Origin of the sequence: Streptomyces sp. SID8352 (assembly GCF_009862265.1) — a bacterium.
GTDB lineage: Bacteria > Actinomycetota > Actinomycetes > Streptomycetales > Streptomycetaceae > Streptomyces.
Genome location: NZ_WWGX01000055.1, coordinates 91,593 through 108,994, shown reverse-complemented (window position 1 = coordinate 108,994; position 17,402 = coordinate 91,593). Strand labels below are relative to the sequence as shown.

General features: G+C 74.4%; 11 protein-coding genes and 1 riboswitch. Of the genes, 3 read left to right on the top strand and 8 right to left on the bottom strand.

Going from position 1 to position 17,402, the window contains the following annotated elements; translation table 11 throughout:
* Nucleotides 1–1,124: 1,124 nt before the first annotated feature.
* From GTY84_RS18720 to GTY84_RS18705, 4 genes are all read right to left on the bottom strand, one after another.
* The gene (locus tag GTY84_RS18720) at nt 1,125–2,015 is read right to left on the bottom strand and encodes an ABC transporter permease (protein WP_161227440.1); all 891 of its coding nucleotides are present in this window, start codon (nt 2,013–2,015) and stop codon (nt 1,125–1,127) included.
* Nucleotides 2,002–3,093: an ABC transporter ATP-binding protein gene (locus GTY84_RS33980; protein ID WP_345943481.1), complete on the bottom strand. Its 1,092-nt coding sequence runs from the start codon at nt 3,091–3,093 to the stop codon at nt 2,002–2,004. The genes GTY84_RS18720 and GTY84_RS33980 overlap by 14 nt, the downstream gene beginning before the upstream one ends.
* Nucleotides 3,094–3,403: 310 nt before the next feature.
* A complete protein-coding gene (locus GTY84_RS18710; RefSeq protein WP_161227439.1) occupies nt 3,404–4,690 on the bottom strand; it encodes a DUF2092 domain-containing protein in 1,287 nt (428 codons plus the stop codon).
* A gap of 477 nt (nt 4,691–5,167) precedes the next feature.
* A complete protein-coding gene (locus tag GTY84_RS18705; RefSeq protein ID WP_161227438.1) occupies nt 5,168–6,178 on the bottom strand; it encodes a polyprenyl synthetase family protein in 1,011 nt (336 codons plus the stop codon).
* A 637-nt stretch (nt 6,179–6,815) separates the two neighbouring features.
* Nucleotides 6,816–6,982: riboswitch (cyclic di-AMP (ydaO/yuaA leader) on the top strand.
* Nucleotides 6,983–6,985: 3 nt separating this feature from the next.
* Between GTY84_RS18705 and GTY84_RS18700 the strand changes: the two genes are divergently transcribed.
* A complete protein-coding gene (locus GTY84_RS18700; protein WP_161227437.1) occupies nt 6,986–7,486 on the top strand; it encodes a transglycosylase SLT domain-containing protein in 501 nt (166 codons plus the stop codon).
* On the opposite strand, the gene GTY84_RS18695 is transcribed toward GTY84_RS18700, so the two are convergent.
* Nucleotides 7,473–8,324, bottom strand: a complete 852-nt coding sequence (locus tag GTY84_RS18695; protein WP_161227436.1) for a Cof-type HAD-IIB family hydrolase — start codon at nt 8,322–8,324, stop codon at nt 7,473–7,475. The two genes, GTY84_RS18700 and GTY84_RS18695, sit on opposite strands and share 14 nt — an antisense overlap.
* A 247-nt stretch (nt 8,325–8,571) precedes the next feature.
* Between GTY84_RS18695 and fahA the strand changes: the two genes are divergently transcribed.
* Together fahA and GTY84_RS18685 are read left to right on the top strand one after the other, a co-directional pair.
* Nucleotides 8,572–9,789, top strand: a complete 1,218-nt coding sequence (fahA, locus tag GTY84_RS18690) for a fumarylacetoacetase (protein WP_161227435.1) — start codon at nt 8,572–8,574, stop codon at nt 9,787–9,789.
* 738 nt (nt 9,790–10,527) lie between these two features.
* Nucleotides 10,528–11,466, top strand: a complete 939-nt coding sequence (locus GTY84_RS18685) for a M56 family metallopeptidase (protein ID WP_161227434.1) — start codon at nt 10,528–10,530, stop codon at nt 11,464–11,466.
* A 355-nt stretch (nt 11,467–11,821) separates the two neighbouring features.
* Here the strand turns inward: GTY84_RS18685 and recQ are convergent, their stop codons facing one another.
* From recQ to GTY84_RS18670, 3 genes are all read right to left on the bottom strand, one after another.
* A complete protein-coding gene (gene recQ / locus GTY84_RS18680; protein WP_161227433.1) occupies nt 11,822–13,933 on the bottom strand; it encodes a DNA helicase RecQ in 2,112 nt (703 codons plus the stop codon).
* Nucleotides 13,934–14,155: 222 nt separating this feature from the next.
* The gene (nuoN, locus tag GTY84_RS18675; RefSeq protein ID WP_161227432.1) at nt 14,156–15,805 is read right to left on the bottom strand and encodes an NADH-quinone oxidoreductase subunit NuoN; all 1,650 of its coding nucleotides are present in this window, start codon (nt 15,803–15,805) and stop codon (nt 14,156–14,158) included.
* Nucleotides 15,802–17,400: an NADH-quinone oxidoreductase subunit M gene (locus GTY84_RS18670; protein WP_161227431.1), complete on the bottom strand. Its 1,599-nt coding sequence runs from the start codon at nt 17,398–17,400 to the stop codon at nt 15,802–15,804. Before GTY84_RS18670 ends, nuoN begins: the two co-directional genes overlap by 4 nt.
* Between the last annotated feature and the right edge of the window lie 2 nt (nt 17,401–17,402).

Here is a 17,402-nt window from a genome sequence, read left to right as displayed (position 1 = left end):
CGGTGGTCCCGGACCCGCCGTCGGCCCCTGGCGTTCCGGGCGCCGCGGGGCCTGCGGGGTCCGCGGGCGTTTCGACGGCCGGGGGCGCGGTGGGCTCCCCGGCGTCCGCGGCCCGGGCACCCGTAGGAGCCGACGCCCCCGCGGACTCCGTAGGGGCCGTAGGGGCCGTAGGGGCCGTAGGGGCCGTAGGGGCCGTAGGGGCCGTAGGGGCCGTAGGGGCCGTAGGGATGGTCGCGCCCCTCGGGGGCAGCGCGCCCAGGGGGCCCATCGGTCCCGCCTCCGCCCGTCGCCCGGACGCCGCCTCCGGGTCCATCGCGGGCGGCGGCCCGAACACCCCCGTAGGCGGCACCACGGTGCCCGGCGCGGGCGCCGGATCCTGGACCGGAGCGGACGTCGGCACCGGCACCGGCGCCGCGGCCGATGCCGGGTCCTGGACCGGGGCGGACACCGGGGCGGGCGGCGGCGGAACCGGGGCGGGGGCCCGGAGCGGCGGGGCGGTGGTGTCGGCCGGGAGGACCGTCGCCCGGCGCAGGAAGTGCGTGGGCTGGTCGCGCCGTACCGGCCCGCCCTCCGGGGCCGTCGGGGTCGGATCGGCCGCCAGATGGCTTGACCCGTCCGGGTCCACCCGGAGGGGAACGGTGCAGCCGAGGCGCTCGTCGTGGATGGTGGCCAGGACCGGCCGCCCGGCGACGATGGCCAGGCGGTGCAGCCGGTCCAGGACGATGTGCTGGATCTCCTCCCCCGGGGGAGCCACCAGCAGCGCGCCGTCCACCGAGGCGCTGCGCGCCCCCGCGCCGGGCACGGGCACCCGGACGGCGATCGAAGCCGCCTCCGCCACCGGTGCGGACGGGCGCCCGGCGTGCCCGGCGTCCCGCGCTTCGTCACGGCCGAGTCGAGACATCGTTCCCCCACTCATCGACGGCTTCCGTCGGCCTCGGTGCCCGTGCCGTCCAGAGCCAAGTCCTACTGTTGTCCACCTGACGTCGAGTCTCTCCGGTCGGCGGCGCTCCTCTCGTCACCGCGGTGTCACAGGCTCGTTCCAGGCGGGAGCGCCGCGGTGGTCCCGGCCGCCGCCGGACGTCCCGGGGCCCGGGAGCCCGGCGTCACGGGCCCCCGGGACGCGGTCAGGTGGTGATGTCCTTCGTGGTGAACCGGGCCCAGGCCGCGGAGCCGAACACCGCCGCGTAGACGGCCTGGAGGCCGAGGTTGCGCACCAGGTCGTCCCAGTACACCGGCTCCCGCATCAAGTCCGTGAAGGACATCCAGTAGTGGGAGAAGATGTACGGCTGCACGGCGTCCAGCTGCGGGATCTGGTCGAGGATCTGCACCGTGATCAGCAGCCCGACGGTGGTCGCCATCGCGGCGATCCCGCTGCTCGTGAGCGTCGAGACGAACAGCCCGAGGGTCGCGAGGCCGACCAGCGAGGCGGCCACCGCCAGGGCGATCAGCAGGGCCCGGCCCAGCCCCTCGCCGTAGCCGATCCGGGTGCCGGAGATGGTGGTGAGGTCCCCGAGCGGGAACAGCAGCGCCCCGGCCGCCAGCGCCGACACCGCGACCACCAGGGTGGCGGCCAGGCAGAAGGCGAGGACCGAGGCGTACTTGGTGAGCAGCAGCCGGGTGCGGCCGGCCGGGGCGACCAGCAGGTAGCGCAGCGTGCCCCCGCTCGCCTCGCCCGCGACCGAGTCCCCGGCGACCACCCCGACGGCCAGGGGCAGGAAGAACGGCAGGGTGGCGGCGAGCGCGGTGAAGACCAGGAAGAGGCCGTTGTTGCTGATCTGCGAGATGAACGCCGGTCCCCCGTGCGCGCCCTCCCCGCCGGAGCCGTCGGGCCCGGAGCCGCCGCCGGTCTCGATCCGCACCGCGATGCCGATCAGCACCGGCACCGCCGCCAGCACGCCCAGCAGCGCGGCGGTGCGCCAGCGCCGGAAGGTCATCAGCAGTTCGCTCCGCAGCAGCCCTCCGGACAGGCGGACCCGCGGCCCGCGCGCCGCGTCCAATGCCTCAGCCCGCGACATCGAAGCCCTCTCCCGTCAGCGCCACGAAGGCGTCCTCCAGCGACGCGCGTTCCACCGCGAAGCCCCGGACCCGGACGCCCGCCGCGACCAGCGCGGCGTTCACCCCGGCGGGGTCGCTCTCCGGGGGCGCCCCGGTCACCCGGTCCGCCCCGGCCGTCACGTCCGCGACGCCCAGTTCCTCCAGCACCCGGGCGGCCCGGGCCGGGTCCGGCGTGGTGACCACCAGCCGTCCGCGCGCCCCGGCCGCCAGGTCGGCCACCGGGCCCTGGACGATCAGCCGCCCGTGGGCCATCACGGCGGCGTGCGTGCACACCTGCTCGATCTCGTCCAGCAGGTGGGAGGAGAGGAAGACGGTCGTGCCGTCGTCGGCCAGCTCCCGCACCAGGGTGCGGATCTCCCGCATGCCCTGCGGGTCGAGTCCGTTGGTGGGCTCGTCCAGCACCAGCAGGCTGCGCGGCCGGAGCAGGGCCGCGGCGAGCCCGAGGCGCTGCTTCATGCCGAGCGAGTACGCCCTCGCCTTCTTGCCCGCGGCGGCGCCGAGCCCTACCCGGTCCAGGGCCGCGGCGACCCGGGCGCGCCGGGTGCGGGGGTCCGCGGTGGGGTCGGCGGCGTCCTGGCGCAGCAGGTTGTCGCGGCCGGACAGGAAGCCGTAGAGGGCCGGGCCCTCGATGAGGGCGCCGACCCGGGGCAGTACGGAGCGGGCGGAGCGCGGCATCGGGCGGCCGAGGACCCGCGCGGTGCCGGAGGTCGGCTCGATCAGCCCCATCAGCATGCGGATGGTGGTGGTCTTGCCGGAGCCGTTGGGGCCGAGGAAGCCGAAGACGCTCCCGGCCGGGACGGTCAGGTCCAGGCCGTCGACGGCCACTTGACCGCCGCGGAAGCGCTTGGTGAGCCCGCGGGTGGCGATGACGGCGCCGTCCTCGTCCCCGGGACAGTCCTCGGCCCTCCCGGCGGGGGCGCCCGCGCGGCCGGGGGCGGCGGGCGTCCGGCGGGCGGCGGAGCCGCCGGGGGCGCCCTGGCCATCCCGGCCGCCCGGGGCGTCTGTGCCGTCGGTGTCGTCGGCCGTGGCGGGGCCGATGGACGTTGCCGTGCTCCCGGTGGCGGCACCGGTCGGGGTGGCCGTGCCGTCGGCGGCGCCCGGGGCGGTGCCTCCGGCCCCGGTGTCGTCGCGGTCCCGGGTCTCCGGGGCACGGGACCGTCCCGCGCGGGGACTCCCGGGCCGGGGCTCCCCGCGCGGGGAGCCCTGACCCGGCTCGTCCGGACCCGGTCCGTCCCGGCCCGGCGCTTCCCGGTCCCGGTGCTCCGGCTCTCCGGCGGTCGTCCCGCGCATCGGCTTCCTCTCCTCGCGGGACGACCGGCGCCCCTGCTCGCTCTCGCGGTACCGGCCGCTACCGCGCGGCGTCGGCCGCCTTCACCAGGGCGTCCTTGGTGACCGCGCCGACGTAGACCGTGCCGTCGTCGGTGATCAGGGCGTTGACCAGCCGGGTCTTGAAGACCGTGCCGGAGCCGAAGGCGCCCTTGACCGGGTCCCCGAAGGAGCCGAGGAAGCCGCCGAGGGCGCCCGCGTCACCTTCCTTCGCCGCGGTGGGCAGCCCCCGGCCGCCGGTGCGCAGCACGGCGACCGTGTTCCAGCCCTCGCCGACGACCTCGACGCCCTCCGCGCCGCCGGCGGGTCCGCCGCCCGGCACACCGGCGGGGGCCTCCTTGCCCGACCCGTCGGCCTTCCCGGACCCGCCGTCCTTCCCGGACCCGTCCGCCTCGGTGACCTTCGCGCCCCTGGGCGGGGTGAAGTCGAAGGCCGACGCGTCCGGCTCGGCGAAGCTCACCCGGGTGAAGCCCGCGTCGACGACGGCGGCGCCGCCGCTCGCCGGGGTGAGCGTGAACTTCAGCGGCACGCCCGTCTCCGCGTCCACGGCGATGCTGACGACACCCACCGTGGAGCCCTTCTGCCGGGGCTCGACCACGAGCCGGTAGGCGTCCCGCCCCGCCACCCGCGCGGTGCCGTCGACGGTCACCGACGTGGTCGCGTCGACCGCCTCCAGGGCCTGCTCGGCGAGCTCCTTCGGCGTGGCCGGAAGCTCCGCCGGCCGGCGGGCGCCCTCGTCACCGGCGCGGCCGGACGGGCCGACGGTGGCGTGGTAGACCTCGTTGGAGGCGCTGTCGTAGCCCCAGACGTCCTCGCCGTTGCGGATCAGGCTGTACTCGGCGGCTTCCTCCAGGACGGAGAGCCGCTGCCGGTCGGGGCCGTCGGCCGCGACGCGCAGCGTGTGGCTGCCGGAGACCAGCGCGGTCAGCTTGGCCGAGGGGTCGGCGGCCGAGCCCCCGCCGTCCTCCGCGTCCCCGCCGCCCGCGCCCGGGACGCCGGACCGGCCGGACAGCATGCCCTGGCCGAGGCCGCCGAGGTCGGGCAGTCCCAGATCCGTGTTGATCTTCACCGTGCCGGACAGGTGCTGGACGTCCGACCGGGCGATGCGCTCGACGAGCTGCTGGGCCGTGACCCCGGGCAGATCGGGGTCCCCGGAGTCGGCGAGGGCGGGGACGAGGCCGATCGTCGCGGCGGCCAGTCCCGTCACCGCCACCGGGACGGCGTACCGCGCGGCCCTGCGCCGGGACGTCCGCGGTTCCTCTCGCTCCCCGGCGGTGGTGGTGCTGCCGTCGGATTCGTACGGTGCCATGTGTGCCCTACCTCCGTTGTCGGCGGCGGTGTCCCGCGATGTCGCACGTCTCCACCCGTGAGCCGCCATTCTCACCCGAATCGGTGAGGACCGGTGTTTTCCGTGGTGTCCATACGACCAAATCGGGGGCACGGAATCGTCAGCCCCCGGGCCCAACTCCGCGTACTCCTGCGGGATGACACCCGGGGGTCCGGGCCCCTCCGGCCCGTAGGGGTGGGGTACGGCGCCCGTACGAGGAGGCCCCGGAGCCGCCCCGGTCCCGAGGGGCGCGCCCCGCGCGCCGCCGGCACGGGCGGACGATCCCCCGTGCCCCGTACGGCGGTTGCCCCGCCCCGGCCGACCACTCCGGCCCTACGGCCCCTACGGCCCCTACGGCCCCTACGGCCCCTACGGCCCCTACGGCCCCTACGGCGAGCGTGTCCCGTCCGACGGCGGCCGTCGCGTCCGGCTCCGTCCGGCACCCCGACCCTCCCGGGTTCAGCCCGCGCGGTGGACCACCGCGTCGCACAGCTCCACCAGCGCGGCCTTGGCCTGGCACTCCACCAGCGGGGCGAGCGCCGCCCGGGCCTCCTCGGCGTAGCGGACGGTGTCCCGGCGGGCCTGTTCGAGGGCGGGGTGGGCGCGCAGCAGACGCAGCGCCTCGGCGAGCCGGCCGTCGTCGGTCAGGTCGGAGTCCAGCAGCTCGCACAGCTCCCGGTCCTCGGCCAGCCCCAGCCGCTCGGCCCGCTCGCGCAGCCGCAGCACCGGCAGCGTGGGGATGCCCTCGCGCAGGTCGGTGCCGGGGGTCTTGCCCGATTCGCGGGAGTCGGAGGCGATGTCCAGGACGTCGTCGGCGAGCTGGAAGGCGACACCGAGCCGCTCCCCGTACTGGGTGAGCACGTCGACGACCGTCTCGTCGGCGCCGGACACCATCGCGCCGAACCGGCAGGAGACGGCCACCAGCGAGCCCGTCTTGCCGCCGAGCACGTCGAGGTAGTGGTCGACCGGGTCGCGCCCGTCCTGCGGTCCCGCCGTCTCCAGGATCTGGCCGGTGACCAGCCGCTCGAAGGCGAGGGCCTGCACCCGGACCGCCTCCGGCCCGAGGTCGGCGAGGATCTGGGAGGCGCGGGCGAACAGGAAGTCGCCGGTGAGGACCGCGACCGAGTTGTCCCAGCGGGTGTTGGCGCTGGCCACCCCGCGCCGCACGGCGGCCTCGTCCATCACGTCGTCGTGGTAGAGCGTGGCGAGGTGGGTCAGCTCCACGACCACGGCCGAGGGAACGACGCCGGGGGCGTAGGGGTCGCCGAACTGGGCGGCGAGCATGACGAGCAGCGGCCGGAACCGTTTTCCGCCGGCCCGCACCAGGTGCTGGGCGGCCTCCGTGATGAACGGGACCTCACTCTTGGTTGCCTCGAGCAACCCTTCCTCGACGGCCGCCAGCCCGGTCTGGACATCGGCTTCCAGAGCCTGGTCCCGCACGCTCAGCCCGAACGGCCCGACGACGGTCACGAGGGGTCTCCTGTCTGCTGCTGTCTATCTGGTTTGTCGATAGGTCGCTGCCACCACTCAAGTCAGCGTATCCGGTCATGTTTCGATCACCGCTAGCGCCCACCGCAAGACACCGGTCCGCAGGGGATCGCGCGCGGTATGTTTTTGATCAAGTGATATCGGCAAATGTCGCCCGCCATGACCGGACGTCCGGGGCGCGGCCCGGCGCGCGGCGCGCCCCGGGCCGCCACCGAAGATCCCATCACCCCACCCAACGGCGCGCACCGCCAGAACGTCACCCGCCCGGCACACCCCCGGCCCTCCGGAGCGGCGGGGCACCGGGGGCACCTCCCAACCGGAGCCGATTAACTCATAGTTGGGCCAAATGCCCGATATGTCGGCTTGTTCGCGTCCGTGAGTTGGCTCACTCGGCCGTGCCGTCCGCCACCGCCGGGCCCCGGCGCCCCGCCCGACGGCAGCCCGTTGCCCCATAGGCCAGTTGGACGGTCGCGACCGCAAAGGATCAAGCACCCCAAACCATCCCGATCAAGGTCAACAAGTGCGTCAGGTGATTCCCGCACTTGTTCCCGGCATGTGCTCTCGCATACGTTCCCGGCCTGTCGGGCGGACGCCGAATCCTGCCACCGCCGGACCGACAGTCATCCATTCGACACACTCGCGGGCAGGAGCGGGGGACCCAAGGTAAGTCGCCGCACCGGACCCCACCGGAGCGGCTAGGGGTGAAGCCGTGCCCGTCAGGGCACGGCCGGGCACCTCCCCGCCCGAACCCGACAGCTCACCTCGCAGGCGTCAGGAGAGGGATCACCCATGCCTGCCATCGGTCAGCACCGTCCTGCCCGCACCGCCCGCCTGGCCCGCCGGATCGCCGTCGCCGGCACCGGTGCCGCCGTGCTCGCCCTGCCGCTCCTCGGCGCCACCGGCGCCTCGGCCGCCACGACCACGACCACCACCACCGCCGCCGCCGCCGCCGCCGCCTCGACGGCCTACCCGAACACCCTCGACGGCTGGATCCGGCAGTCCCTCGCGATCATGGCGCAGCAGGGCATCCCCGGTTCCTACGACGGCATCCACCGCAACGTGATGCGCGAATCGTCCGGCAACCCGTACGCCATCAACAACTGGGACATCAACGCCGTCAACGGCACCCCGTCCAAGGGCCTGCTCCAGGTGATCGACCCGACCTTCCGCGCCTACCACGTGGCCGGCACCTCCTGGGACCCCTACGACCCGGTCGCCAACATCACGGCCGCCTGCAACTACGCGGCCGACCGGTACGGCTCGATCGACAACGTCTTCAGCGCGTACTGATCCGGCGCCCCGCGCCCCGTCCGCCCCGGCGGACGGCCCCGAAGATCCGGTCGAGGACGACGGCGACGCCGTCGTCCTCGTTCGTCAGGGTGACCTCGTCGGCCACCGCCCTCAGTTCGGGGTGCGCGCCCGCCATGGCGACGCCGTGGCCAGCCCAGCGGAACATCGGGATGTCGTTGGGCATGTCCCCGAAGGCGATGGTCCGCTCCCCGTCCACCCCCAGCCGCCCGGCGGCCAGCGCCAGACCGGTCGCCTTGGTCACGCCGCGCGGCTGGAGCTCCACCGTGCCCGGCCCCGACACCACCACCGTCACCAGCGAGTCCACCGCCGCACGGGCCGCCGCCGCCAGCGCGTCGTCGGACAGCCCCGGGTGGCGCAGCAGCACCTTGCTGACCGGCGTCCGCCACAGCTCCTCGCGCCGCCCCACCCGCCGGGCCGGCAGCGTGGGGTGCGGCATCACGAAGCCCGGCTCGACGAGCGTCGCCCCGTCCGTGCCGTCCTGGTCGACGGCCGCGTGCACCGGCCCGGTCTCCGCCTCGATCTTGCCGAGCGCGGCCTCCGCCGTCTCCCGGTCCAGGGCGACGGACCAGAGCATCCGGCGCGCCCCCGCGTCGTAGACCTGCGCGCCCTGCCCGCACACCGCGAGCCCCGTCGCGCCCAGCTCCGCCAGCAGCGGCCGCACCCGGGGCACCGGCCGCCCGGTCACCACCAGGTGCCGCGCGCCCGCCCGCTCCGCCCGGCCGAGCGCCGCCCGCGTCCGCGCCGAGAGGGTGTCGTCGCCGCGGAGCAGAGTGCCGTCGAGGTCGGTGGCGACGAGTGCGTACGCGGGACGGCCCATGGGCCCGAGCATACGGACGGCGCCCCGCGCCGACTCCCGCTCCGCCGTACGGGCGGGAAAACCGCCGCCACGGGGCCGGTTCCCGCCGCCCGCCCGGACCGCCGGGCGGGGCACCGCGGCCCGGTGCCCCTGCCCAAGACCGGTGTCTCCGCCGTAACGTGTGGCCCGGCCGCGGATCACGCGGCCGACCGGCGCACACGGCGCGGCTGACGCGCATGGCGAGCACGAAAGCGAGGCGGCGAACCCGATGCCCCCCTTCGACCTCCCCGAGGGCGACCCCTTCGGCCCTCACAACCTTCCCTACGGCGTGTTCTCGATCCCCGGCACGCGGGACCGGACGGTGGGCGTCCGGCTCGGTGACCACGTCCTCGACGCCGGTGCGGCCGCCCGGGCCCTCGGTTCCCCCTACGCCTCCCTGCTCAACCGGCCGACCCTGAACCCGCTGCTGGCCGCGGGCCGCACCGCCTGGTCCGACGTGCGGCGCGCGGTGACCGCCTGGCTGACGGTGCCCTCCCACCGCGAGACCGTGGAGCCGCTGTTCCACCCGCTGTCCTCGGTGACCCTGCACCTCCCCTTCGAGGTGGCCGACTACGTCGACTTCTACGCCTCCGAGAACCACGCCCACAACGTCGGCCGGATCTTCCGCCCCGGCTCCGAACCGCTCACCCCGAACTGGAAGCACCTCCCGATCGGCTACCACGGCCGCTCCGGCACCGTCGTGGTCTCCGGCACGGACGTCGTGCGGCCCTCCGGCCAGCGCAAGGCGCCCGCCGACGCCGCGCCGGTCTTCGGCCCGTCCGTGCGCCTCGACATCGAGGCCGAGGTCGGCTTCGTGGTCGGCGTGCCCTCCGACATGGGGCACCCGGTGCCGCTCACCGGCTTCCGCGAGCACGTCTTCGGGCTGTGCCTGCTCAACGACTGGTCCGCGCGCGACATCCAGGCCTGGGAGTACGTGCCCCTGGGCCCGTTCCTCGGCAAGTCGTTCACCACCTCGGTGTCGGCCTGGATCACCCCGCTGGAGGCCCTGGAGGAGGCCCGGGTCGCGCCGCCCGCGCGCACCCACGAACTGCTGCCCTACCTGGACGACACCGACGCCGAGCGGATCGAGCCCGGCGGCTACGACCTGCGGATCTCCGTCGCCCTCAACGGGCACGTGATCTCCGAGCCGCCGTTCTCCGGCATGTACTGGACCGCCGCCCAGCAGTTGGCCCACATGACCGTCAACGGCGCCTCCCTGCGCACCGGCGACCTCTACGGCTCCGGCACGGTGAGCGGCCCCACCGAGGGCGAGCGCGGCTCCCTGCTGGAGCTGACCTGGAACGGCAGCGAACCGCTCGAACTGCCCGACGGCAAGCGGACCTTCCTGGAGGACGGCGACGTGGTGACCCTGACCGCCTGGGCCCCGGGCCCCGACGACACCCGCGTCGGCCTGGGCGAGGTCACCGGCCGCGTGGTCGGGGCGTAGCTCCCGCCGGGGGGGCGGGCGGCGGCACCGGCGGAACCCCCGGGCGGGCGCCAAGCACCCCCGGCAGGGCAGCGCACACGCCCGGAGCCGGGTGGCCGGGCCGGCCGGGCGGACGCGGGTCCACCCGGCCGCCGGCCGCCGGACGCCGGACACGGACACGGACACGGACGGCACCCGAAGCGACCTGGGCGGGCCGGGGCCTGTCCGGCATCCGGCCCGCCGGACAGGCCCCACGGGACCCTCGACCGCGCAACCGTGAACACCCGCAGCCAAAGTGTTCACGCTTTCCGACAGACCCCTCGCACCCCCGGCGGCTTCCGTGCCCGGCGCCGGACACGCGGCTCCGTTCCGATGAGGTCGGCGGGCGTGGCCGGATCGACAGGCGTTCTCCCCTGCCGCCGCACCCCCGTCACCGGCATACTGGCGCCGAGCGGTGCGCACGGCGCGCCCCGCCCGGCCGCCGGAACACCACACCCCGGGGCCCCGAGACCCGGACCACCCCCGGCCCCGCCGACGCCCAGCACGCCCACATCCCGGCACCCCGTACATCCGCACCCCGCTCCATCCCGTACGTCCGCACCCCGCTCCACCCCGCACATCCGTCCCGGCACCCGCGTCCCGCACCCGGTACGCCGCACCCCCGGCGCCCGCACCCGAGCCGCCCCGCACCACCCCGGCCGCACCGTCGGGCGCACCTCCCCGAGCCGCCCCTTCCGACCAGGATTCGGAGCCCGTGGCATGACCGTCTGCCTGCTCCTGCTCTTCACCGTCGGCGTCACCGCCGCCGTGCCGGTGCCGCGTGCGCTGACCCGGTCCCGGTGGCCCGAGCGGGACCCCGTGGTCGGTCTGTGGGTGTGGCAGTGCCTGGTCGCCACCGTGCTGCTGTGCTGTCTGACCTCCCTCGCCCTCGGTGCCGCCGCCGTCTTCGGCACCGTCCGCACCCAGCTCTTCGCGCCCGCGCCGCCCGCCGTGACCGCCGCCTACAACCTCTCCGCCGGTCCGGTCTGGGCGGCGCTGATCACCCTGCTGCTGGCCACGGGCGCGGCCTGGACGACCGCCATGCTCGCCCGGGAACTGGCCGAGGCCCGCCGCCGGCGCCTCAGCTCCCGGGCCCATCTGCGCGAACGCGCCCCCGACCTCCCGGCCGGCCTGCCCGCCGCCCGCGGGCCCCTGCTGGTGCTGGAGGACGAGTACCCGGACGCCTGGTGGATGCCCGGCAGCCCGCCCCAGCTCATCGTCACCACCGGTGCCCTGCGGCGGCTCACCCACCACCAGCTCGACGCCGTCCTCACCCATGAGCGGGGCCACGCCCGCGCCCACCACGACTGGCTGCTGCACCTGTCCACCGCGCTGGCGACCGGCTTCCCCCGGATCCCGGTCTTCGCCCACTTCTGCGACCAGACCCACCGTCTGGTGGAACTCGCCGCCGACGACACCGCCTCCCGCCGCTGCGGCCATCTCACCACCGCGCTGGCCCTGATCGAGCTGAACCAGCACCGCGGCGTCCTGTCCTGCTCCTCCAGCCGCCGCCTGCTGGGCGAGCGGGTCGACCGCCTGCTGGAGCCCCGGCCCCGCCTCGGCCGCCGCCGCCGCGCCCTGGCCACCACCACGGCCGCCCTGGTCCCCCTCGTCCCCCTCCTCATCACCTTCGCTCCGGGACTCACCGCCCTGGCATGACCCCGGCCCCCCGGCCGTCCGGGACACCGGTCCCCGGCAGCGCCCCGGCGGAGGACTCCGCGGCGGATGGCGGGCCAACGGCTTCCCAGGAGCGACGGCCCGAGGGGACCGCACCCGGAGGGCGCAGCACCCCGGAGCACAGCGGCACTCCGGAAGACAGCGGCACCCCGGGGGGCAGCGGCTCCTCCGCGCCCCGACCCGCCCGGCCGACCCACGCACCTCGCCCGCCCGGCCGCCTGGCCCCCGCGCACCTCGCCCACCCGGGCGCCCCCGACTCGCCCGCCGTCCCCTCCCGGCTCACCCGGTCCCTCGGCGCCCCGCCCCGGACCTCAGCCGGTCGGCCACTCCCCGTCGGTCACTCCCAGTCGGGATACGGCTCCGGCTCCTCCTCGGGCCAGTAGTCGTCCGGAGCGTCCACGGCGGCGGCCGTCCGCGGCCCGGCCGGAGCGGAACCGCTACCCCGAGCCGGGTCCGGAGCCGGGTCCGGAACCCGAGTGGAAGACATGACCTGAGCCGGAGAGGAGACCGGGGAGGAGACCTGAGCCGGAGAGGAGGGCGACGCCGGTGCCGGGGCGTCCGGCGCGCCGTCGGCCAGGCCGGCGAGCACCGCCACCACCCCTTCCCCATAGGTGGCCAGCTTCTTCTCACCGACACCGGTGATGCCGGCGAGCTGCCCGACCGAGGTCGGCCAGACGGTGGCGATCTCCCGCAGCGTCGCGTCATGGAAGATCACATAGGCCGGAACGCCCTGTTCACGGGCCTGCTCCGCCCGCCAGGCGCGCAGCGCCTCGAACGCGGGCAGCAGCGCCTCGGGCAGCTCGACCGCCGCCGCCCTGGGCTTGCGCTCGCCACGGGCACCGGTGCCCCGGGCCGTCGTCGGCTTCTTGGGCTCCTTGCGCAGCGGCACCTCCCGCTCCCGGCGGAGCACCGAGCCGCTGGCGTCGGTCAGCACCAGCGTGCCGTACTCCCCCTCGACGGCGAGCAGGCCCTGCGCCAGCAGCTGCCGGGTGACGCCCCTCCACTCGCCCTCGGTCAGCTCCTCGCCGATGCCGAAGACGGAGAGCCGGTCGTGGTCGAACTGGATGACCTTGGCGGTGCGCTTGCCCATCAGGATGTCGACGATCTGACCGGCGCCGAACTTCTGCCCGCGCTCCCGCTTCAGCCGCACCACCGTCGACAGCACCTTCTGCGCCGCGACCGTGCCGTCCCAGGTCTCCGGCGGGGTCAGACAGGTGTCGCAGTTGCCGCAGCCCGCCGGGGCGGGTTCCTGGCCGAAGTAGGCGAGGAGCTGGCCCCGGCGGCACTGCGAGGTCTCGCAGAGCGCCAGCATCGCGTCCAGATGGGACTGGGCCCGGCGGCGGAAGGTCTCGTCCCCCTCGCCGGACTGGATCAGCTTGCGCTGCTGGACCACGTCGTTGAGCCCGTACGCCATCCAGGCCGTCGACGGCAGCCCGTCGCGCCCGGCGCGGCCGGTCTCCTGGTAGTAGCCCTCGACGGACTTCGGCAGGTCGAGGTGGGCGACGAACCGCACGTCGGGCTTGTCGATGCCCATGCCGAAGGCGATGGTCGCGACCACCACCAGCCCCTCCTCGCGGAGGAACCGGGACTGGTGCGCCGCTCTGGTGCCCGCGTCCAGCCCCGCGTGGTAGGGCACCGCCTCGATCCCGTTGCGCGAGAGGAACTCGGCGGTCTTCTCCACCGAGTTGCGCGAGAGGCAGTAGACGATGCCCGCGTCCCCGGCGTGCTCCTCCCGCAGGAAGGAGAGGAGCTGCTTCTTCGCCTCCGTCTTGGGCACGATCCGGTACTGGATGTTGGGCCGGTCGAAGCTCGCCTCGAAATGGCGGGCGGCGGGCATGCCCAGCCGCTCGGTGATCTCGCTGTGGGTCGCGCGGGTGGCCGTCGCCGTGAGCGCGATGCGGGGGACGTCCGGCCAGCGCTCGCCGAGCAGGGACAGGGCGAGGTAGTCCGGCCGGAAGTCGTGGCCCCACTGGGAGACGCAGTGCGCCTCGTCAATGGCGAAGAGGGAGATCCGCCCCCGGGAGAGGAAGTCCCGGGTGCCCTCCAGTCGCAACCGCTCCGGGGCCAGGTAGAGCAGGTCCAGCTCCCCGGCCAGGTACTCGGCCTCCACCATGCGCCGCTCGTCGAAGTCCTGCGTGGAGTTCATGAACCCGGCCCGCACGCCGAGCGCCCGCAGCGCGTCCACCTGGTCCTGCATGAGCGCGATGAGCGGGGAGACCACGATGCCGGTGCCGGGGCGGACCAGGGCCGGGATCTGGTAGCACAGCGACTTGCCGCCGCCGGTCGGCATGAGCACCACGGCGTCGCCGCCCGCGATCACGTGCTCGACGACCGCCTCCTGCTCACCGCGGAAGGAGTCGAACCCGAAGACCCGGTGCAGCGTGTCCAGCGCGCCGCCGCCCGCGCCACCCGTGCCTGTCATCTCGCCGATCACGCCCGTCCCGCTCATCGTCCGCTCCCCCGACTCCTGTCCCCCGTGCGCCGTCCCTCGACCACTGCGTCCACGATAGGCGCCCGCGCCGACAGCCTCCGAAGGTTGTCCACAAGCCGGGTCCACTTGTCGTACCGGCCCGCACGCTTCCGGCCACCCCGGCCCCGCACGCCCGACGGCCCCGGCTCCCCGGTGCGGTACCGGAGGGGAGCCGGGGCCGTCGGCCGCCGCGGCGCGGGGTCAGCGCGCGAACACCCCCGCCTGACCCGCCAGATCCAGGAAGTACTGCGGCGCCACGCCGAGCACCACCGTGACCGCCACGCCGAAGGCGATCGTCATCATGGTCAGCGCCGACGGCACGGCGACCGTCGGGCCGTCCGGCCGGGGCTCGCTGAAGAACATCAGCACGATCACCCGGATGTAGAAGAACGCGGCGATCGCGGACGAGATCACACCGACCACGACCAGCGGCACCGCGCCGCCCTCCGCGGCGGCCTTGAACACCGCGAACTTGCCCGCGAACCCGGAGGTCAGCGGGATGCCCGCGAAGGCCAGCAGGAACACCGCGAACACGGCCGCCACCAGCGGGGACCGCCGGCCCAGCCCCGCCCACTTGGACAGGTGCGTCGCCTCGCCGCCCGCGTCCCGCACCAGCGTCACCACGGCGAAGGCGCCGATGGTCACGAAGGAGTAGGTGACCAGGTAGAAGAGGACCGACGAGATCGCGGACGGGGTGGTCGCGATCACACCCGCGAGGATGAAGCCCGCGTGGGAGACCGCCGAGTACGCCAGCAGCCGCTTGATGTCGGTCTGGGTGATCGCGACGATCGCGCCCACCAGCATGGTGACGATCGCCACGCCCCACATCACCGGCCGCCAGTCCCAGCGCAGCCCCGGCAGGACCACGTACAGGATGCGCAGCAGCGCGCCGAACGCGGCCGTCTTGGTGGCCGCCGCCATGAAACCGGTGACCGGCGTCGGAGCGCCCTGGTAGGTGTCCGGCGTCCACATGTGGAACGGCACCGCGCCCACCTTGAACAGCAGCCCCATGACGATCAGCGCGGCCCCGATGAGCAGCAGCGCGTCGTTGCCCGTGGTGTCGGCCAGGGCCGGGGTGACGTTCGGCAGGGTGCCGTCGACGACCCGGGCGATGGTGGCGTACGACATCGAGCCCGCGTAGCCGTACACCAGGGCGATGCCGAACAGGGTGAACGCCGAGGCGAACGCGCCGAGCAGGAAGTACTTGACCGCCGCCTCCTGCGACAGGAGCCGCTTGCGGCGGGCCAGGGCGCACAGCAGGTAGAGCGGAAGGGAGAAGACCTCCAGCGCCACGAAGAGCGTCAGCAGGTCGTTGGCGGCCGGGAAGACCAGCATGCCCGCGACGGCGAACAGCAGCAGCGGGAACACCTCGGTGGTGGCGAACCCGGCCTTCACGGCCTTCTGCTCGCTCTCGCTGCCCGGTACGGCCGCCGCCTGCGCGGCGAAGGAGTCCACCCGGCTGCCGTGGGCGGCCGGGTCGAGCCGCCGCTCGGCGAAGGTGAACAGGCTGACCAGGGCGGCCAGCAGGATCGTGCCCTGGAGGAACAGGGCCGGTCCGTCGACGGCGATGGCGCCCATCGCCGCGATGCGGGCCTTGGTCGTGCCGTACCCGTCCGCCGCCAGCGCCACGATCGCGGCGAACGAGGCCACCAGGGCGACGACGGAGACGAAGAGCTGGGCGTGGTATCGGGATTTGCGCGGTACGAAGGCCTCGATCAGGATGCCGACGAGCGCCGCGCCGATCACGATGAGGACGGGCGCGAGCTGCCCGTACTCGATCTTCGGTGCGTCGATCTTCGCGATCGGCTCGACCGCCGTTGTCCACAGGCTGTGGACGGCTGTTGCACTCACTTGGCCGCCTCCACCTCGGGCCGGGGGTCCTGCTTGTGTACGTCGGACATGGTCTGCCGGACCGCCGGGGCGACGATGTCCGCGACCGGCTTCGGATAGACGCCGAGGAAGATCAGCAGCGCCACCAGCGGTGCCACCACCAGCAGTTCACGCGCCCGCAGATCGGGCAGCGCGGCCACCTCGGGCTTCACCGGCCCGGTCATCGTCCGCTGGTAGAGGACGAGGGTGTAGAGCGCGGCCAGCACGATGCCGAAGGTGGCGACGACGCCGATGGCCGGGTAGCGGGTGAAGGTGCCCACCAGGACCAGGAACTCGCTGACGAACGGGGCGAGCCCGGGCAGGGACAGCGTCGCCAGACCGCCGATCAGGAAGGTGCCGGCCAGGACCGGCGCCACCTTCTGCACCCCGCCGTAGTCCGCGATGAGGCGCGAGCCGCGCCGGGAGATCAGGAAGCCGGCGATCAGCATCAGCACGGCCGTCGAGAGACCGTGGTTGACCATGTACAGCGTCGCCCCGGACTGGCCCTGGCTGGTCATCGCGAAGATGCCCATGATGATGAAGCCGAAGTGCGAGATCGACGCGTAGGCGATCAGCCGCTTGATGTCGCGCTGGCCGACCGCCAGCAGCGCGCCGTAGATGATGCCGATGACCGCGAGGACCAGGATCACCGGCGTCGCCCACTTGCTGGCCTCCGGGAAGAGCTGGAGGCAGTAGCGCAGCATCGCGAAGGTGCCCACCTTGTCGACGACCGCGGTGATGAGCACCGCGACCGGGGCGGTGGACTCCCCCATGGCGTTGGGCAGCCAGGTGTGCAGCGGCCAGAGCGGCGCCTTCACCGCGAAGGCGAAGAAGAAGCCCAGGAACAGCCAGCGCTCGGTGCTGGTCGCGATGGACAGCGAGCCGTTGGCCCGCGCCTCCGCGATCTCGCCGAGCGAGAAGTTCCCCGCGACCACGTACAGCCCGATCACCGCGGCCAGCATGATCAGACCGCCGGCCAGGTTGTAGAGCAGGAACTTGACCGCAGCGTACGACCGCTGGGCGGCGGCGGCCCGCTCGCCCTCGTCCTCGGACGCGGCGGTGCGGAAGGCGCCGTGCGCCCGGTCCCCGAAGCCGCCGATCAGGAAGTACAGCGGGATCAGCATGGCTTCGAACAGAATGTAGAAGAGGAAGACGTCGGTGGCCTCGAAGGAGAGGATCACCATCGCTTCCAGCGCCAGGATCAGGGCGAAGTAGCCCTGGGTGGGCCGCCACCGCCGGCTGCCGCTCTCCAGCGGGTCGGCGTCGTGCCAGCCCGCCAGGATGACGAACGGGACCAGCAGGGCGGTCAGCGCCAGCAGCGCCACCGCGATGCCGTCCACGCCCAGTTCGTAGCGGACGCCGAACTCGGCGATCCAGGCGTGCGATTCGGTGAGCTGGTAGCGGTCGCCGCCCGGATCGAAGCGGATCAGCACCGCCACGGCCAGGGCCAGCGTGCCCAGCGAGACCAGCAGCGCCACCCATTTCGCGGCGGTGCGTCGCGCGGCGGGCACGGCGGCCGTGGCGATGGCCCCGGCCGCCGGGAGCACCGCCGTCGCTGTCAACAGGGGAAAGGACATCG